This is a genomic window from Stenotrophomonas sp. FSL W7-1447 (assembly GCF_037966425.1).
Taxonomy (GTDB): Bacteria; Pseudomonadota; Gammaproteobacteria; order Xanthomonadales; family Xanthomonadaceae; genus Stenotrophomonas; species Stenotrophomonas pavanii.
Genome location: NZ_CP150199.1, coordinates 1,387,390 through 1,405,076, shown reverse-complemented (window position 1 = coordinate 1,405,076; position 17,687 = coordinate 1,387,390). Strand labels below are relative to the sequence as shown.

Below are 17,687 nucleotides of genomic sequence, written 5' to 3'. Positions count from 1 at the left end.
ACAGGATATCCCGGTGCTGCGCTACCAGCGGCGGCCGGCACTACCCGATACCCGGCTTACAGGCCGTAACGCTCGATCACGTCCAGATGCGGCTGGCGATCCTGGTCACAGGCTTCAGCCAGGCGCAGCCAGCAATGCGGATGCGGCCACGTCGCGGTGTGCTGCTGCAGGAAGCGGTGCAGCGCCAGCGGCGCATGGTCCTGCGGCTGGGCGACGGTGAACAGCAGGCCGGGCAGCGTGCCCTCTTCCACATCGGGGTCGGTGACGGTGTAGTCCGGGCGGCTGTGCGACCACACCTTCCAACCCTGTGCTTCGGCCGCCTCGACGAAGGCATTCCAGGCCTCTTCGCCCGGGTGCGCGCCATCGATCATCCAGCTGCGGGCGAAGCCGCCGCGCTCCAGCACGTGCACCTGCGCATAGGTCGGGATGAACTGCTCGCGCGCTTCCTCCTCCTCGGGGGCCGGATGCACCAGCGCGGCATCGAACACCACCCAGTCGCCCACCTGCTGGGCGCGGTTGGACGGCGCATTCTCGACGATGCGCGCGGTCACCGGTCCGCTGCGGCGGGCGTAGTACTCCATCGGTTCGCCGTTCTCTTCGCTGCGGATGATCACCCAGCCCCACGGTTCCTCGACCACGCCCTCGTGGCTGGACAGCTCCATGCCAAGCGCCGCAGCCGAGCGGCGCACCGCATCCCAGTCGCGTGCCGCGCTTGCCGCACTCATGTGGTCCCAGTGCGCGGCATTGGGCTCGTCCAGCATCTCGACCAGCTGTGCATAGCACGCCTGCGCTTCGCTGAAGCGACCGGTTTCCATGTACATGCGCGCCAGCGTGCCGCGCGCGCCGTGCGAGCCCGGAGACAGTTCCAGCAGCGATCGGGCCGCCTGCTCCAGCGCCGGCCAGTCGGACACGCGGCGTGCGCGCTGCACCTCGCACCAGTGCGCGAACACGGGCACGCTGCTGCGGTAGACCTCGGCCAGCTGGCGCAGGCCGTCGTCGTCCCCCTGCTCGGCCAGCCAGCGCATCAGCGTGTAGGCCGCGGGACCATCGTTGTGCGCATGGCTGCGTACGAACCGCCACAGCAGCGCTCGCGCCTCGACCTGCGCGCCGCAGGCGTTCAGCGCCGAGGCCGCCATCTCGGCCAGCGCCTCGTCATCGGGCAGCTCGGCATGCGCCTGCAGCAACCACTGCGCCTCGCGCTCGGGGTCGCGCGCCTGGTTCTGTTCGCCCTGCGCGTCCAGCCATGCCAGCAGCTCGCCGGCCGGCACCGGCAGCGGCGCGACGTCCGGCAATGCCTCGATGCGCGCGGCCAGGCCGGCCACCAGGGCCGCGGCACCACGGTCCTGGCGCAGCTGCGCCAGATGGGTGCGGGCCAGTTCCAGCTGGCGCAGCGCGACCCAGCGCGCACCGCGCTGCAGCGCCAGCTCCAGGCTCAACGCTGCCACTTCGATCAGCAGGCGATGCGATCCGACGCGCGCGAAGTGCTCGATGATCGTATTGAAGCGCGTACCGAGATCCCAGGTATTGCGTGCCGGGTCACGCTGGCACAGCGCGGCGGCGGTGTTCGCCCACAACCGCCAGTAGTTCGGGGTCAGCTCGCTCCACGGCACCAGCTGCTGCAGCGCCTCTTCGTCGCGGCCCAGCTGGGCCAGCGTCCAGGCCTTGGACAGGCGACGCGGCACCGTGCAGTTGGCCGGCTCGTACTCCCCGGAGGCTGCCACTTCAGCCTCGCGCTTCTCGATCAGCGCCAGTGCCTCGTCAGCGCGGCCGACAGCGAGCAGGATCTTGATCTGCATCTCCGGGAAGCTGTCGAACACTTCCTTGCCACAGGCTTCCACGGCATCGGCCTGCACCTGCAGGTAATCCAGCGCCTCCTGGCCACGGCCATCATCGAGCAGTGCATCGGCCTTCTCGCAGCTCAGGCACTGGAAACAGGCCCAGCTCGGATCGATGCGGCCCAGCGTTTCGTCGCACACCTCGATGCGCTCGGGCACCCAGCCCGGGCCATCGATGTTGCCGTAGCAGGCCGCCAGGTCCTGGGTCACGCAGATCGACTGCGGGCACTCCAGCGTGTCCTCGCGATGTGCCCGTTCAAACAGCGCTACGGCTTCGCCGAGTGCGCTCTCGCCTTCCACGCGGTTGCCGACGCGGTTGCGCAGGGCCCAGTGGCCGACATAGACGTCGACCCACGGGTTGTCCAGCGCCTTGCCCAGCGCACGCGCCTCGGGCAGCAGCGCATCGACGCGGTCGATCTGCAGTTCACTGACCTCGTCGGCGAGACGGTTCAGCAGGTGCGCGTTCTGCGCCTGGCCGGCCTGGCGCAGGTCACCCTGCAGTTTTTCGACCCAGTTCCAGATGTCCATGGGGATGAATGCTCCTGTCTAGCGAAGGCTGGATGAGAAGGTGCGGTGCTCAGCGCAGCATCTGCTGCAGGGCACCGGCGATATCTGTAAAGGCGCCATTGAGGTCAGGGCCTGCGGTGGTCGCCGCGCGCGCCAGTGGGCGCCCCTGCGCGGCGACGATGATCTTCAGCGAGCGCAGCAGGCGTGCGGCGGCGTCGGCCTGGGGATGGCCCTCGCGCTGGGCACGCAACAGCGCCTGCACGGCCGGGTTGTCGAGATTGAGGTACAACCGCGACGGCGCGCGTGATTCGATGCGCGCGGTGAACTGGCGCGCCAGGCGCAGCGCGGCCATCGAGACGCGCTTGTCGTTCTCGTCGTCCTCCAGGCGCTGCTTCAGTTCGGCCTCGCGGTCGGGCACCACCACCACCGGCAGTGCCTCCGGGCTGAAGCGCGCCGGCAGCAGCTGCTCGCCATCGCCCAGCTGTTCGCGCAGCCAGGCCAGCTGCGCCTCGTCGAGGCTGTGATCGCTGCGGAACAGTGCGCGGTTGCCCTGCTCGGTGCCGAGTTCAACCAGGCGCAGGCCCTTGGCCTGGGCCCAGCGCCGCAGGAACGGCACCACTGCGTAGCGGTGGCCATGCGCGACCGGCACCCCCATCGCGCGGAACAGCATCTCTTCGAAGCCACCGCCGTTGTCGAGGATGACATGCACGGCACCGCGCGCCGGCAGGGCACTGGCCGGCAGGTCGCCCTGCGAGGTCGGCACGCGCACATGCTCCATCAGCAGTTCGAACAGGCGGTCATCGCACAGCGCTGCGCCCAGCAGGGCCTCGTTGTGGCGGGCCAGGACCCGCCGCCAGGCTTCCGGTTGCTGCCGCGCGACGTCGGCCAGGCCGTCGACCAGCGCCTCCAGCAAGGCATGCTGCACGGCACGGTAGTGGTCATCGCGCTGCAGGTCTTCGCGGCTGGCGGTCGGCGTCAGCCGCGAGGATTCGATCACCCCGCCGATGAAGCCGGCCCACGGCGGCAGCAGGTCGCGGGCATCGTCATCCAGCAGCATGCCGCGCACGAACACCGACAGGTTGCGGTTGTCACTGGTGCCATAGGTCGCGCCGTCCTGCACCCACAGCAGGCCGGTGGCATCGCTGCTGCCGTCGGCACGCAGCGGCACGGTGACGATCGGCTCGAAATCGTGCTCGAAGCGCGCAGCGAACTGCAGTGCCTGGCGGCGTGCCTGCACCGGGTGCACGGCCACGTCGCCCTGCCCCCGCCACGGCGGCGGCTCGGGGTTGAGCGCTTCGGTCGCAGCACCGATGAAGATCGGTTCGGACAGCAGCGCGCAGTAGCGGCCCAGCACCTCGTGCAGGCGCGCCTCGTTGGCCAGCGGCAGGAAATCCGGATGCAGTTCCAGTTCCACTTCGGTGCCGACCGCGCGTGCCGGCACTTCGCTGACGGTGTACTGCTCGGCATTGCTGGACACGTACAGGTGCCCCAAATCCGGCGTCTGGTACGAGGTGGTACGCACGCTGACCCGGCGCGCCAGCACGAAGGCCGACAGGAAACCCAGGCCGAACATGCCGATCAGGCCTTCGTCATCCTCACCGCCCTGGCGCAGGCCACGGGTATAGCCGACGCCGACGGTGGCCAGGTAATCGTGGATCTCCTGGCGGGTCAGGCCGGCACCGGTATCGATGATGCGCAGCACGCCGGCACCGGCATCGACCTGCACCGAGATGCGCGACGGCACTTCGATGCCGGGCTGTTCGATGCGGCGGCGGATGATCGAGTCGTGCGCGTTCTGCACCAGTTCGCGCAGCGCCACCACCGGGGTGGAATACAGGTGCTTGCCCAGCACCGTCATCAGTCCATTGAGATCGACCCCGGCACGACGGATCTCGGCGTCGGGGGCGGTGAGCGCGGTGTCCTGCATGTAATCGTTTACTCCTGGGCACGGAAAGGCGCCAGAGGGCGCCTTCGTCGAGCGGGAAAAACTAGCACAGCCAGCCTGACCGTTGCCGTATATGTCGTTTGTAGAGGCAGGCCCCGCAGGCAGGCCCGCGTGCATCACGCCGCGTCGATGGCCTCGGACAGGCGCTCCACCGCGATCACTTCCATCCCCTTCACCGAACCGCCCTTGGGCGCATTGGCCTTGGGCACGATGGCGCGCTTGAAGCCATGGGTGGCGGCCTCGCGCAGCCGGTCTTCACCATTGGGCACCGGGCGGATCTCGCCGGACAGCCCCACCTCGCCGAACGCAATCGTCTTTTCCGCCAGCGGCCGGTCCTGCAGCGAGGACAGCACGGCCAGCAGCACCGGCAGGTCGGCGGCGGTCTCCTGCACGCGGATGCCACCGACCACGTTGACGAACACGTCCTGGTCGCCGACCAGCACGCCGCCGTGGCGATGCAGTACCGCCAGCAGCATGGCCAGGCGGTTCTGCTCCAGGCCGACCGCGACACGGCGCGGATTCGACAGCGGCGACGCATCGACCAGCGCCTGCACCTCCACCAGCAGTGGCCGGGTGCCCTCGCGGGTGACCATCACGCTGCTGCCCGGCTGATGGGTGCTGCCGCCGGACAGGAAGATCGCCGATGGGTTGGAGACCTCCTTCAGGCCCTTGTCGCCCATCGCGAACACGCCCAGTTCGTTGACCGCACCGAAGCGGTTCTTGAACGCGCGCAGCAGGCGGAAGCGGCTGCCGCTCTCGCCCTCGAAATACAGCACTGCATCGACCATGTGCTCGAGCACGCGCGGGCCGGCGATGCCGCCTTCCTTGGTCACATGGCCGACCAGGAACACGGCCGTGCCGGTTTCCTTGGCAAACCGGACCAGCCGCGCCGCGCTCTCGCGCACCTGGCTGACCGAACCGGGCGCGGCGGTCAGGCTCTCGGTCCACAGGGTCTGCACGGAGTCGGCCACGATCAGTCGCGGGCCGGCCCGGGAGGCATGCTGCAGGATCGATTCGACCCCGGTCTCGGCCAGTGCGTTGACCCCGTCCAGCGGCAGCTCCAGCCGATGCGCACGGCCGGCCACCTGGGCCAGCGATTCCTCGCCGGTCACGTACAGCACCGGCAGTTCGGCCGCCATCTTCGCCACCGCCTGCAGCAGCAGGGTCGACTTGCCGATGCCCGGGTCACCGCCCACCAGCACCACCGCGCCTTCGACCAGACCGCCGCCCAGCACGCGGTCGAACTCGCCGATGCCGGTCGTGACCCGGCGATGCTCGGTCTGCTCCACGTCCTTCAGGGCGGTGATCTTCGGTGGATCGACCTTGCCGGCCCAGCCCGCCCGGCGCGACGCCGGCGCCTTGGTTGCCGCCGCACTTTCCAGCACGATTTCCGACAGCGAGTTCCAGGCATTGCACTCGGTGCACTGGCCCTGCCACTTGCTGAATTCGGCGCCGCATTCATTGCAGACGTAGGCGGTACGGCCTTTTGCCATCGGGGTGATTTCCTGCAACGGGAACGGGCGTGGCAGGATAGCCGAGCCGGGTCGCAGCTGCTGCGACCGCTCAAGTCCTGCCCACCCGCGCCGATAGGGGTCGCGGGCGTGCGCCTTGCGGGCGCCCCCTCCCTCCCCCACTGGATTCAACATGACTGGCAGTTACAGTCAGAGCCTGGTCACCATCTCCCTGCTGGTGGCCATTCTTGCTTCGTACACGGCGCTGGACATGGCCGGGCGCCTGGCCACGGCCGAGGGGCGCGTGGCGCGCTGGTGGCTGGCCGGCGGCGCGGCGGCCATGGGGCTGGGCATCTGGTCGATGCACTTCATCGGCATGCTGGCCTTCGACCTGCCGATCCCGGTGGGCTATGACCTCGGCATCACCCTGTACTCGCTGGCGGTCTCGATCGGCGCTTCGGCCTATGCCCTGTGGCTGGTGTCGCGCCCCAGCCTGCCGTGGCGCCGCCTGCTGGCCGGTGCCGTGCTGATGGGCCTGGGCATCGCGGCCATGCACTACCTGGGCATGGCCGCGATGCGCATGCAGCCCGGCATCGACTATCACCCCGGCTGGTTCGCTGCCTCGATCGCGGTGGCCATCGGCGCGGCCGGCGCGGCGCTGTGGATCGCCTTCCGCCTGCGCGCCGAGCAGCGCAACACCCTGTTGCTGCGCGCGCTCGCTTCGCTGGTGATGGGGCTGGCCATCGTCGGCATGCATTACACCGGCATGGCGGCGGCGCGCTTCCCCGAAGGCAGCGTCTGTGGCGCGGTCGGCAGCGGTGGCATCGATACACGCTGGCTGGCCGTGCTGGTGATCGTCACTACGGTGGCAACGCTGGGCATCGCCCTGGTCGCCTCGCTGTTCGACCGGCAGATGCGCGTGCGCACCGGGCTGCTGGCCGATTCGCTCGCGCACGCCAACGACAAGCTGATCCAGGCCGCGCTGCACGATCCCTTGACCCAGCTGCCCAACCGCATGCTGCTGCAGGACCGCATCGAGCAGGCCATCGAGAAGGCGCGGCGGCGCAACCATGCAGTGGCGGTGATGTTCTGCGACCTGGACGGCTTCAAGGCGGTCAACGATGCCTACGGCCACCAGCTCGGCGACCGCCTGCTGGTGGCGGTGGCACAGCGCATCGGCGGCCAGCTGCGGCCGCAGGATACCTTCGCCCGCCTCGGCGGCGACGAGTTCGTGATCGTGCTGGCCATCGATACTCCCGACGATGCGGTGGTGGTGGCCGAGCGCATCATCGCCGCCGCCGGCGAACCGTTCACGCTGGATGCGGCTGAACTGCAGGTCAGTGCCAGCCTGGGCATCGCCCTGTATCCGGACGACGCCAGCAACGAGCGCGAGCTGATGGCCCACGCCGATGCGGCGATGTACCACACCAAGGAAACCGGGCGGAACGGCTACACCTTCTTCACCCCGTCGATGCAGCTCAGCGCCAACCGCCAGCTGCGCCTGCTGCAGGACCTGCGCAAGGCCATCGCACGCGACGAACTGATCCTGCATTACCAGCCCAAGTTCCCTGCCGCCGGCGCACCGGCCACCGGCGCCGAGGCGCTGCTGCGCTGGCAGCATCCGGAGCTGGGCCTGCTGGCACCGGATGTGTTCATTCCCATTGCCGAGCGCAGCGGCCTGATCCTGCCGATCGGTGACTGGGTGCTGGACCGCGCCTGCGCGCAGCTGCGGGCATGGCACGAGTCGGGGCATGCGGAATGGACCATGGCAGTGAATCTCTCGCCGTTGCAGTTCGCCTCGCCGGCACTGCTGGACAGCGTGCGCGAGGTGCTGCAGCGGCATCGGATCGAACCGGCGCGGCTGACCCTGGAGATCACCGAGACCACGGCGATGAAGGACGTTGATGCCAGCCTGGCGATCCTCAACGACCTGACCGCGATGGGCGTGCATATCGCCATCGACGACTTCGGCACCGGCTATTCCAGCCTGCTGTACCTCAAGCGCATGCCCGCCACTGAACTGAAGATCGACCGCGCCTTTGTGCACGATCTGGAATGCAACGCCGAAGATGCCGCCATCGTCTCGTCGATCATCGCGCTCGGTCGCACCCTGCAGCTGCAGGTGGTGGCCGAGGGCGTGGAGACGCAGGCGCAGCGCGAGTACCTGAGCGAGCTGGGTTGCGACCAGCTGCAGGGCTACCACCTGGGCCGGCCGATGGACGCCGACGAGTTCCTGCGCCGGGTGGGGTGAGACCCATGCACCTGTGCTGTGGATCTTCTGGTAGCGCCGGCACTGCCGGGTCGGATCCCTTGCCGCGGGCAAGGACCCCCTGGTAGAGCCGGCCGCTGGCCGGCGTCCCGCAATTGCCGGCCAGCGGCCGGCACTACCACCCTGTGCCGGCACTGCCGGGTCGGATCCCTTGCCGCAGGCAAGGGCCCTGACCCCATGCCCGTATGGGGTGGATCCCTCGGTGGAGCCGGCCGCTGGCCGGCTTCGCGTAATTTACCAGCGGCGGTAGCACTACCCCCCCCTGCGCCGGCACTGCCGGGTCGGATCCCTTGCCGCGGGCAAGGGCCCTGACCCTATGCCCGCATGGTGGATCCCCCACCGCTGGCCGTCCTGCACTACCAGCGGCCGGCACTACCCCCCTGTGCTTAAGCACTGCCGGGTCGGATCCCTTGCTGCGGGCGTTACCCCCTGGCATGCGTTGCACGTGCTGCCCTCCACCTGCCAACAAAAAGGCCGCCCGAGGGCGGCCTTTCTGCGTGGCAACGTCGCCAGGACGTCAGTGCATCATGTGCACGTTCATGTTGTGCATGACCCACAGGGTGCCGACCACGATGATGCCGATCACCACGATGGTGAAGGCCGCAGCGTTGACGTTCCAGCGGCTTTCCGACGAGCGGTCCAGGTGCAGGAAGAACACCAGGTGGACCAGCATCTGCAGCACCGCGGTAACCGCGATCACCACACCGTTGACGGTGCGGGAGAAGTCGCCCGACATCACCATCCAGAACGGGATGACGGTCAGCACCACCGCCAGCACGAAGCCGATCAGGTACGACTTCACGCTGCCGTGGCTTTCGCCGCCGGTGCCGTGGTCGTGTGCGTGGTTGTCATGTGCCATTACAGCGCTCCATTGAGGTAGACGACGGAGAACACGCCGATCCAGATCAGGTCCAGGAAGTGCCAGAACAGGCTCAGGCACGCCATGCGGGTCTTGTTGGTCGGGGTCAGGCCGTACTTCTTCAGCTGCACGAACATCACCAGCAGCCACAGCAGGCCGGCGCTGACGTGCAGGCCGTGGGTACCGACCAGGGCGAAGAACGCCGACAGGAAGGCACTGCGGTCCGGACCGTAGCCCTGATGGATCAGGTGCTGGAACTCATAGACTTCCATGCACATGAAGCCGAAGCCCAGCAGCCAGGTGACCGCCAGCCACAGGAACATCTGGCCGACCTGCTTGCGGTGCATGGCGATCATGCCCAGGCCGAAGGTCAGCGACGAGGTCAGCAGCAGCGCGGTTTCCCACGCCACGAACGGCAGCTCGAACAGGTCCTTCGCGCCGGGGCCGCCGTCGGTACCGCCGGACAGCACCACGTAGGTGGCGAACAGCGAGGCGAAGATGAGGCAGTCGCTCATCAGGTACACCCAGAAACCGAAGACGGTGTTGCCGCCGGTGTCGTGGTGCTCGTGGTCGTCATGGCCATGGGCCGCCGCTTGCGCGGCGTGCCCGTGGCTCAGGGTCGAGGTATTGGTGCTCATGCCTTCAGCTCCGACTTCACCAGGCCCTGGGCTTCCAGGTGCTTGCGGTGTGCGTTCTCGATGCGTTCCACCTCGGCGGCCGGGACCCAGTAGTCCACGTCCTGGTCGAAGGTGCGGTAGATGAACGTGGCGATCATGCCGACGAAGCCGACGATGGCCAGCCACCAGATGTGCCAGATCATCGCGAAGCCGAACACCAGGCTGAAGGCACCGATGACAACGCCCGTGCCGGTGTTGCGCGGCATGTGGATGTCGGTGTACTTGGCCGGCTTCGGCCAGGCTTCACCACGCTGCTTGCGCTCCCAAAAATCGTCCAGCTCGGTGACGTCCGGCAGGGTCGCGAAGTTGTAGAAGGCCGGCGGCGAAGAGGTTTCCCACTCCAGCGTACGGGCATCCCACGGGTCGCCGGTCAGGTCGACGGTCTTCTTGCGGTCGCGGATCGACACGGCCACCTGGATGATCTGGCACAGGATGCCGGCGCCGACGATGAACGCACCGCAGGCGGCAACCAGCAGCAGCGGCTCGTAGGCCGGGTTGACGGTGCTCTGCAGGCGACGGGTCATGCCCATGAAGCCCAGCACGTACATCGGCATGAAGGTCACGTAGAAGCCGATGAACCAGCACCAGAACGCGCACTTGCCCCAGAACTCGTTGAGGCGGAAGCCGAACATCTTCGGCCACCAGTAGGTGATGCCGGCGAACATGCCGAACACCACGCCGCCGATGATGACGTTATGGAAGTGGGCGATCAGGAACAGGCTGTTGTGCAGCACGAAGTCGATGGCCGGGATCGCCAGCATCACGCCGGTCATGCCGCCGATGACGAAGGTGACCATGAAGCCGATCGTCCACAGCACCGGGGTGGTGAAGTGCACGCGACCGCGGAACATGGTGAACAGCCAGTTGAAGATCTTCACGCCGGTCGGGATCGAGATGATCATCGTCGTGATGCCGAAGAAGGCATTGACGTTGGCACCCGAGCCCATGGTGAAGAAGTGGTGCAGCCACACGATGAACGACAGCACGCCGATGCAGGCGGTGGCGTAGACCATGCCCTTGTAACCGAACAGCGCCTTGCGCGAGAAGGTCGCGATGACTTCGGAGAACACACCGAACGCCGGCAGGACCAGGATGTACACCTCCGGGTGACCCCAGATCCAGATCAGGTTGATGTACAGCATGGCGTTGCCGCCGCCGTCATTGGTGAAGAAGTGCGTACCCAGGTAACGGTCCAGGGTCAGCAGCACCAGGGTGATGGTCAGCACCGGGAACGCGGCGACGATCAGCACGTTGGTCACCAGCGCAGTCCAGGTGAACACCGGCATCTGCATCAGCTTCATGCTGGGGGTACGCATCTTCAGGATGGTGATGAAGAAGTTGATACCGCTCAGCGTGGTACCCAGGCCAGCGACCTGTAGACCCCAGATGTAGTAGTCCATGCCGACGCTTGGACTGTATTCGATGCCCGACAACGGCGGGAACGCCAGCCAGCCGGTGGCAGCGAACTCACCGATCCACAGCGACAGCATGATCAGCACCGCACCGGACACGAACAGCCAGAAGCTGAGCGAGTTGACGAACGGGAACGCGACGTCGCGCGCACCGATCTGCAGCGGCACGGCCAGGTTCATCAGGCCGGTGATCAGCGGCATCGCCACGAAGAAGATCATGATCACGCCGTGGGCGGTGAAGATCTGGTCGTAGTGGTGCGGCGGCAGGTAACCCTCCGAGCCACCGACGGCGATGGCCTGCTGGGTACGCATCATGATGGCGTCGGAGAAACCGCGCAGCAGCATGACGAAGGCGACGATGAGGTACATCACGCCGATCTTCTTGTGATCCACCGAAGTGAACCACTCCTTCCACAGATAGCCCCACAGCTTGAACTTGGTGATCAGGGCGACGACGCCCAGGCCACCAAGAATCGCGCCGACCAGGGTGGTCAGCACGATCGGATCGTGGGGGATCGACTCAAGAGAGAGTTTTCCCAACATGTTCATTCTCCCGAACCCGCGTGGCCGGCATGGCCTGCGTGTTCGTGTTCGTTGGCATCCAGGTTTTCACCCGATTCCTTGGAATCATGCGCGTCACTGGGGGCATGGCCCTCGTGCGCTTCATGGGTGGCGGCATCGGCAGCGGCGGCGCCGGCATGCGAGTGCTTCATGCCGTAATGCTTGTTGTCGCCCATGTGCTTGGCGATGACCCAGTCGAACAGGCCTTCTTCGGTCTTGCCGAAGTAGGTGACCGGATACCACTCGGCGTTGCGTGCTTCACCCAGCGCCTTGAACGAGGCCTTGTCCAGGGTCTGCTCGCCGGCGCGGACCTGGTCCAGCCACTGGCGGTATTCGGCATCGGTGACCGAGTAGGCGGTGAAGTGCATCTTGGCGAAGCCCGCGCCGCTGTAGTGCGAGGACATGCCCGGGAATTCACCGGTCTCGTTGGCGATCAGGTGGAGCTTGGTCTCCATCGCAGCCATCGAGTAGATCATGCTGCCCAGGTGCGGGATGAAGAACGCATTCATCACCGAATCGGACGTGATCTTGAAGTTCAGCGGCGTGTTGACCGGGAACTTGATTTCGTTGACGACCGCCACCTTCTCTTCCGGATAGATGAACAGCCACTTCCAGTCCAGCGAGATCGCCTCGATGGTGACCGGCTTGACGTCCGAATCCAGCGGACGGTACGGGTCCAGTGCGTGCGACGAGCGCCAGGTCAGGACCGCCAGGACCAGCACGATCATGCACGGGATCGACCACACCACCACCTCGATCGCCGTCGAGTGGGACCACTTCGGCTCGTAGCGGGCCTTGGTGTTGGAGGCGCGATACTTCCACGCGAACGTCAGGGTCATGATGATGACCGGGATGACGACCAGCAGCATGAGCACGGTGGCCGTGATCAGCAGGGTCTTCTCATCCTGGCCGATCTGGCCCTTCGGACTGAGGATGGCCACGGCATCGCAGCCGGTGAGCATCACCAGCAACGAAAGCAGCAGGCCCGGGCGCAACCAGCGCCCAAGGGTTTTCAACGGAATCATCGGTCGATCCAATTGCGAGGGAATGCCGTTCCCCGTCCCTGCCTGTTCCGGCCAAAGCCGGTCCCACCGGTCCGGAAGACAGGCAGGGAGGTGGGGTCGAGTCAGCCTTTCAATTTTAGGCCGTCACCCACCATTTAAGAAAGGCATTGACATTGATCGAGCGCAGGAAAGGCCCGATTCTGGCTGCGACACGTTGTCGCACCGCGCAGGTGTGACGGGCGCATGACCCAGGGCGGCATCCCGGCCCCGGGCGTTCGCGGGGCCGTTCGCCCTCGTTCGGCAAAGTCACCTGAACCGGTTCAGCGTGCTGCCGGGTGACCGGCATGGGATGCTCGGCACAGGAGGAAGCCCCCAATGGACAAGATCGACTTCAGGAAGCGCGACCGGTCGCTCTATCAACCGCCCGCCGGCAGGTTCGTACCGGTCGATGTACCCCCCCTGCCCTACGTGATGATCGATGGTCGCGGCGACCCGAACATCGCTCCCGCCTACGCACAGGCCGTGCAGTGGCTGTATTCGGTGAGCTATGCATTGAAGTTCGCGCTGAAGGCCGAAGGGCGCGACTACGTGGTGCCACCGCTGGAGGCGCTGTGGAGCGCCGAGGACCCGGCCAGCTTCGTCGCGCGGCGCAAGGATGAGTGGGCCTGGACCGTGATGATCCGCACGCCTGAGGACATCCGGCCTGCGCAGTGGCAAGCGGCGATCAGCAAGGCGCGCGCGAAGCTGGGAGATGCCCCGCCAAGCCTCCGCCATGAACGCCTTGCCGAAGGCCCCAGCCTCCAGACCTTGCACGTGGGCGCCTACGACGACGAAGGGGCCGTCCTGGCGCACCTGCATGACGAAGTAATGCCCGCACTGGGTTACACCTTTGCCGGCCCCCATCACGAGATCTACCTGAGCGACCCGCGCAGGACCGAGGCGGCACGTTTGAAAACCGTGCTGCGGCAGCCGGTGCGGCCGATTGAGCCTGATGAGGATTCCGGCACATGACACAAGGAATGCCATGCACCTGATCAACCGACTGCTGCACTGGACCACCCTGCCCGCCGGGCGCCGCATGATGGCCGTGCTGGGTGCCGCGCTGGTCATCGTGCTCGCCTGCAATCCGGATCTGCTGCCGTTGCTGTCGGTGGTGGACGCGCTGGGGCTGGACGTGCTGGTGCTGTTGCTGGGTGCGCAGCTGGTGGCGGCACTGCCAGGGGTGCGTGAGCGGGCCTCGCGTGGGACCAAGGCGCTTGCACGCCTGCTGATTGGCGCATTGGCGGGAGCTGCAGGTGGTTATCTCCGGCAGCTCGCGTGGTGGCTGGCGAAGGATGCGGGGATGGCGCGGCGTTGATGGCGTCGCGCCGCTAACCGGCCAAACAAAAAGCCCCGACCAAAGGCCGGGGCTTTTCTACAGCTGGTGCCGGAAACAGGAGTCGAACCTGCGACCTACGCATTACGAATGCGCCGCGCGGACCCTACTAGCAACCGAGCGCCTAGCAACTGATCGGGTAAGGCCCACTCTGGCCGAGCGGACCGGGGTGGACCGTTGCCACCTGTACGCTGAACATAACTCTGCTGGCAAGTGCTCAGGGCGGCTGCCGCTTCCTCTACCAGGAAGTGACCCGAATGACGGTAAGCGCCAACTAAGCCTCGGGGGTACGAACAACTCCTTCCAACCGATCCCCTGTGGACGGGGACACTCCCTATCTATGGCATCTATGGCTGCAACCCATCGCTGAAGGCCAGACGGACGAGCGCGGCAAGGCCAATGCGCCACCTGCTCAAGAATTTCATATAAGAGACATGAGGTTAGCGAATGGCCTCACCTATAAATGCCAACGAAGCCACTCAACAAGAAAAGGCGCGGACCCGCGCGAGGGACACTTTTTCGTCCAGTCATGGCACAAGCAGACGAATGGACAACGAGCCAAGAGTACCGGCAATATCGGCGGAGCAATCACAAGGAAGGAGTGAGAACATGGTCGACTTTACAAAGCGCGTCTCAAGCACAAGAACCCAGCGCCCCACGAATCCAATTGACTTGTACGAAACGCTGGACAGACTTCACGACAAAGGCCCATTACGGCCTGCCCAGCTTTCGGTCTTAGAGGAATGGCATTCGAAGCGAAAGCATGACCGTGACGTGCTGATAAAGCTACACACCGGACAGGGGAAGACCCTAATTGGACTGCTTGCTCTTCAGAGCCAATTGAATGACAAGAAGGGGCCCGCCCTCTATCTGTGTCCCGACAACTTTTTAATCGACCAAACTAGAGAGCAAGCGAGACAATTTGGCATTGCTACGTGCGGAGCGGACCCGGAACTCCCAGACGACTTTCTTAGCGGAGACAAGATTCTGGTTACGTCCGTACAGAAGGTATTCAACGGACTTACCAAGTTCGGACTGAATCATAAGTCAATCACAATCGGCACGTTCCTAATGGACGACGCCCATGCATGCGCGGACACGATCAGAGACGCTTGCAGGATTCGAGTGCCGCATGAAGACCCTGCTTATAAAGCGCTACTGACTCTCTTTGCATCCGATCTTGAACAGCAAGGGATCGGAACTTTTGCAGATATTACAAACGAGAAGCGCGATGCATTACTTCCAGTACCCTACTGGTCTTGGCAGCGACATGTGGAGAACGTCGCCAACATTCTATCGGCCGGGACAGATCGGAAGCCAATTAAGTTCGCTTGGCCGCTAATCAAGAATTCCTTGCATCACTGCCAATGCGTGATATCCGGAGCTGCGATAGAGATCGAGCCTTACCTTCCCTCTATTGAGGCGTTCGGCAGCTATGCTTCAGCTTCCCACCGAATTTTCATGTCCGCGACCGTCACCGACGATGCATTCTTGGTTAAGGGACTACGGCTAAAGCCTGAAACAATCACCAGACCACTCACCTACTCAGGCGAGAAGTGGTCTGGCGAGAAGATGATCATAATCCCTTCATTAATCGACGAAGATCTTGATCGCGAACTTATAGTGAGCACATTCGGCGCGAGCCAGAAGCGGACATCTGGATTGGTCGGCTTGACACCAGGGTTTGCATGGACGAAAGATTGGGCGCGATACGGCGGAATTGTTGCCTCACCCGACACGGTTTCGAAGACAATAGAAAACCTCAAGGCCGGCAACTATGGCAATGCCGTAGTCCTCGCAAATCGATATAACGGCATCGATCTGCCTGACGACTCCTGTCGAATTCTTGTATTCGACAGCAAACCCTACTCTGAGAACTTGATCGACCTGTACGAAGAGTCATGCAGACCGAAGAGTGTCACCACACTCATGCGAACGGTCCGGACTGTCGAACAGGGCATGGGACGTAGTGTGCGCGGAGAGAAGGACTACTCAGTAATAATTATCACGGGATCGGACATCACGCGCCTAATAAGAGACAGAGAGTCCAGAACCTTCCTTTCATCTCAGATGTCAACCCAAGTTGAAATAGGCCTCGAGATATCAGGGTTTGCGCGAGACGAGATCGAGCAAGGCACGAAACCTATAGACGCGCTGAGCCAACTGATTCGCCAGTGCCTTGGACGAGATGCAGGCTGGAAGACTTTCTACTCAGAAAGAATGGAAGAAGTTCGACCTAAAGGCGCCAACGCAGAAGCACTTCTTCTCTATACGAAGGAACTAGAAGCTGAGCTTCTCCACTCGAACGGCGAGAACGAGAAAGCTGCTGCAGCAATACAAGCACTGCTTGATTCCGGCAAATTGCCCGACTCCGAGAGAGGGTGGCATCTTCAATCCATGGCACGCTTCCTATTCAACAGTGATCGGCTGCGGTCTCAGGCGCTTCAGGTGACAGCTCACAAATCAAATCGCCTTGTATTGAAGCCCGATCAAGGCGTGACAGTCACCAAGCTGTCGATTATCAGCCAGGGCCGCTCGGAGCGAATTATCGAATGGCTGCAGAATTATGGCAATTATTCGGATATGGAAATAGCGCTCAGCGAAATATTGAGCCGACTGACTTTTGGCGCAAAAGCGGACCGCTTTGAGCATGCTCTGGACGAACTTAGCAGGGCACTTGGCTTTGCAGGGGAGCGCCCAGACAAGGAATGGAAGGAAGGTCCCGATAATCTATGGGCATTAGACTCAAAGCAGTACATTATCTGGGAATGCAAGAATGAGGTAGACGTAGATCGTGCCGATATCAATAAGCGCGAGGCCGAACAGATGAACAGATCCTCCGCCTGGTTTCTAAAGCACTACCCCGGACTGAGTGCCAAGCGAATTATCGTACATCCAGCGAGCAAAGAAGCTAGCGCGGCATCATTCCTACATGAGGTAGAAGTGATGCGGGTGACTGAGCTCAAAAAGCTGCTCAAGAACATAAGAGCATTCTTCAAGTCACTGCAGCCACTTGACTTCGCTGACTTGTCCGTCAACCACATCCAGAAGAACTTGGACGCGCACGGCCTGTCTATTCCATCACTCCTAAAAGACTATTCCAAGAAGATCAAACCATTAATCTAACTGCCACCTTGCGGCTGCCGGAACATTGGCAGTCGCTTCTTGGCCATCCGCTCTACTTGGCTACAAAGAGGTTAGTATGAGATCCGACGCTTACAAGCGATGAGAAGGCATCGCGACTGTGCAGGACCAAATTAATACACTAGAATCGAGATACTTCCCAAGGCGGAGTTGCTTGCGTGATCGATCCGGGCCCTGGTCTGCCACCTCATGTAGCGCTCCTACTGAATGAGGACTTCGATTTCACGGACCCCACGCTGGTTGTCCGTAGGCTGCGATCAATGCTTCGCGACCTTAAGAACCAAGCGAACATCAGTGAGATCGAGCCCTTACCTAAGGTACCCATTGGCAATCCAGAATTCAGAGCAGTATTGAGCGGAGGATTGGACCTATTCGGCAAGACGGGCGCCTGCCAAGAGGTACCGTGCAGAATCAGATACGCGGACCAAATTGCTCGAACCGTAGCCCTCATGTCTGATCGGGTCACCGCTCACGACTTCTTCTACGAACGCATTTCGGCCCTTAGATCTCGCCCGACGAACGCCGAGTTATATGGCTTGGCAATAGATACCCTTGTGCTCAAGCGTGTACAGCCTCTGATTGAAGCGGGAATCCTACGCTTCACATCTCCCTTCATGCCAACCTGCAATTCTTGCATAGTCGAATTTG

General features: G+C 63.7%; 11 protein-coding genes. 4 read left to right on the top strand and 7 right to left on the bottom strand.

Going from position 1 to position 17,687, the window contains the following annotated elements:
• Positions 1–56 precede the first annotated feature (56 nt).
• The 3 genes from NSQ78_RS06515 to radA all read right to left on the bottom strand — a co-directional run bounded on the left by NSQ78_RS06515 (position 57) and on the right by radA (position 5,780).
• Positions 57–2,363 carry a tetratricopeptide repeat protein gene (locus NSQ78_RS06515; protein WP_064237918.1) on the bottom strand — a complete coding sequence of 769 codons (2,307 nt, stop codon included), beginning with the start codon at positions 2,361–2,363 and terminating at the stop codon, positions 57–59.
• 49 nt (positions 2,364–2,412) lie between these two features.
• On the bottom strand, positions 2,413–4,269 hold the full coding sequence (locus NSQ78_RS06510) for an ATP-binding protein (RefSeq protein ID WP_064237917.1): 1,857 nt from the start codon (positions 4,267–4,269) through the stop codon (positions 2,413–2,415).
• A 134-nt stretch (positions 4,270–4,403) separates the two neighbouring features.
• A complete protein-coding gene (gene radA / locus NSQ78_RS06505; protein WP_308306330.1) occupies positions 4,404–5,780 on the bottom strand; it encodes a DNA repair protein RadA in 1,377 nt (458 codons plus the stop codon).
• Positions 5,781–5,931: 151 nt separating this feature from the next.
• On the opposite strand from radA, the gene NSQ78_RS06500 reads away from it, so the two are divergent.
• Positions 5,932–7,989, top strand: coding sequence for a bifunctional diguanylate cyclase/phosphodiesterase (locus NSQ78_RS06500; RefSeq protein WP_064237915.1), 2,058 nt, complete (start codon positions 5,932–5,934; stop codon positions 7,987–7,989).
• A 535-nt stretch (positions 7,990–8,524) separates the two neighbouring features.
• On the opposite strand, the gene cyoD is transcribed toward NSQ78_RS06500, so the two are convergent.
• From cyoD to cyoA, 4 genes are read right to left on the bottom strand one after another with little or no spacing between them, the layout of a single operon-like run.
• Complete coding sequence (cyoD, locus tag NSQ78_RS06495; RefSeq protein WP_049465797.1) at positions 8,525–8,866, bottom strand: cytochrome o ubiquinol oxidase subunit IV; 342 nt, start codon at positions 8,864–8,866, stop codon at positions 8,525–8,527.
• Positions 8,866–9,504, bottom strand: a complete 639-nt coding sequence (gene cyoC, locus NSQ78_RS06490; RefSeq protein WP_049465799.1) for a cytochrome o ubiquinol oxidase subunit III — start codon at positions 9,502–9,504, stop codon at positions 8,866–8,868. The genes cyoD and cyoC overlap by 1 nt, the downstream gene beginning before the upstream one ends.
• Entirely contained in the window at positions 9,501–11,498 is a 1,998-nt protein-coding gene (cyoB, locus tag NSQ78_RS06485; protein ID WP_053462474.1) for a cytochrome o ubiquinol oxidase subunit I, read from the bottom strand. Before cyoB ends, cyoC begins: the two co-directional genes overlap by 4 nt.
• Before the next feature lie 2 nt (positions 11,499–11,500).
• Entirely contained in the window at positions 11,501–12,541 is a 1,041-nt protein-coding gene (gene cyoA / locus NSQ78_RS06480) for a ubiquinol oxidase subunit II (protein ID WP_014646391.1), read from the bottom strand.
• Between the two features lie 354 nt (positions 12,542–12,895).
• On the opposite strand from cyoA, the gene NSQ78_RS06475 reads away from it, so the two are divergent.
• From NSQ78_RS06475 to NSQ78_RS06465, 3 genes are all read left to right on the top strand, one after another.
• Positions 12,896–13,531, top strand: coding sequence for a GyrI-like domain-containing protein (locus tag NSQ78_RS06475; RefSeq protein ID WP_064237914.1), 636 nt, complete (start codon positions 12,896–12,898; stop codon positions 13,529–13,531).
• A 13-nt stretch (positions 13,532–13,544) separates the two neighbouring features.
• Positions 13,545–13,877, top strand: coding sequence for a hypothetical protein (locus tag NSQ78_RS06470; protein ID WP_064237913.1), 333 nt, complete (start codon positions 13,545–13,547; stop codon positions 13,875–13,877).
• Positions 13,878–14,504: 627 nt separating this feature from the next.
• Positions 14,505–17,021 (top strand): DEAD/DEAH box helicase family protein, encoded by a 2,517-nt coding sequence (locus NSQ78_RS06465; RefSeq protein WP_064237912.1) that lies wholly within the window; start codon positions 14,505–14,507, stop codon positions 17,019–17,021.
• Positions 17,022–17,687: the final 666 nt, after the last annotated feature.

Excerpts from the sequence above, each read along its gene's own strand:
- NSQ78_RS06515 (WP_064237918.1), bottom strand. The coding sequence starts at position 2,363 with ATGGACATCTGGAACTGGGTCGAAAAACTGCAGGGTGACCTGCGCCAG.
- NSQ78_RS06510 (WP_064237917.1), bottom strand. The coding sequence starts at position 4,269 with ATGCAGGACACCGCGCTCACCGCCCCCGACGCCGAGATCCGTCGTGCC.
- radA (WP_308306330.1), bottom strand. The coding sequence starts at position 5,780 with ATGGCAAAAGGCCGTACCGCCTACGTCTGCAATGAATGCGGCGCCGAA.
- NSQ78_RS06500 (WP_064237915.1), top strand. The coding sequence starts at position 5,932 with ATGACTGGCAGTTACAGTCAGAGCCTGGTCACCATCTCCCTGCTGGTG.
- cyoD (WP_049465797.1), bottom strand. The coding sequence starts at position 8,866 with ATGGCACATGACAACCACGCACACGACCACGGCACCGGCGGCGAAAGC.
- cyoC (WP_049465799.1), bottom strand. The coding sequence starts at position 9,504 with ATGAGCACCAATACCTCGACCCTGAGCCACGGGCACGCCGCGCAAGCG.
- cyoB (WP_053462474.1), bottom strand. The coding sequence starts at position 11,498 with ATGTTGGGAAAACTCTCTCTTGAGTCGATCCCCCACGATCCGATCGTG.
- cyoA (WP_014646391.1), bottom strand. The coding sequence starts at position 12,541 with ATGATTCCGTTGAAAACCCTTGGGCGCTGGTTGCGCCCGGGCCTGCTG.
- NSQ78_RS06475 (WP_064237914.1), top strand. The coding sequence starts at position 12,896 with ATGGACAAGATCGACTTCAGGAAGCGCGACCGGTCGCTCTATCAACCG.
- NSQ78_RS06470 (WP_064237913.1), top strand. The coding sequence starts at position 13,545 with ATGCACCTGATCAACCGACTGCTGCACTGGACCACCCTGCCCGCCGGG.
- NSQ78_RS06465 (WP_064237912.1), top strand. The coding sequence starts at position 14,505 with ATGGTCGACTTTACAAAGCGCGTCTCAAGCACAAGAACCCAGCGCCCC.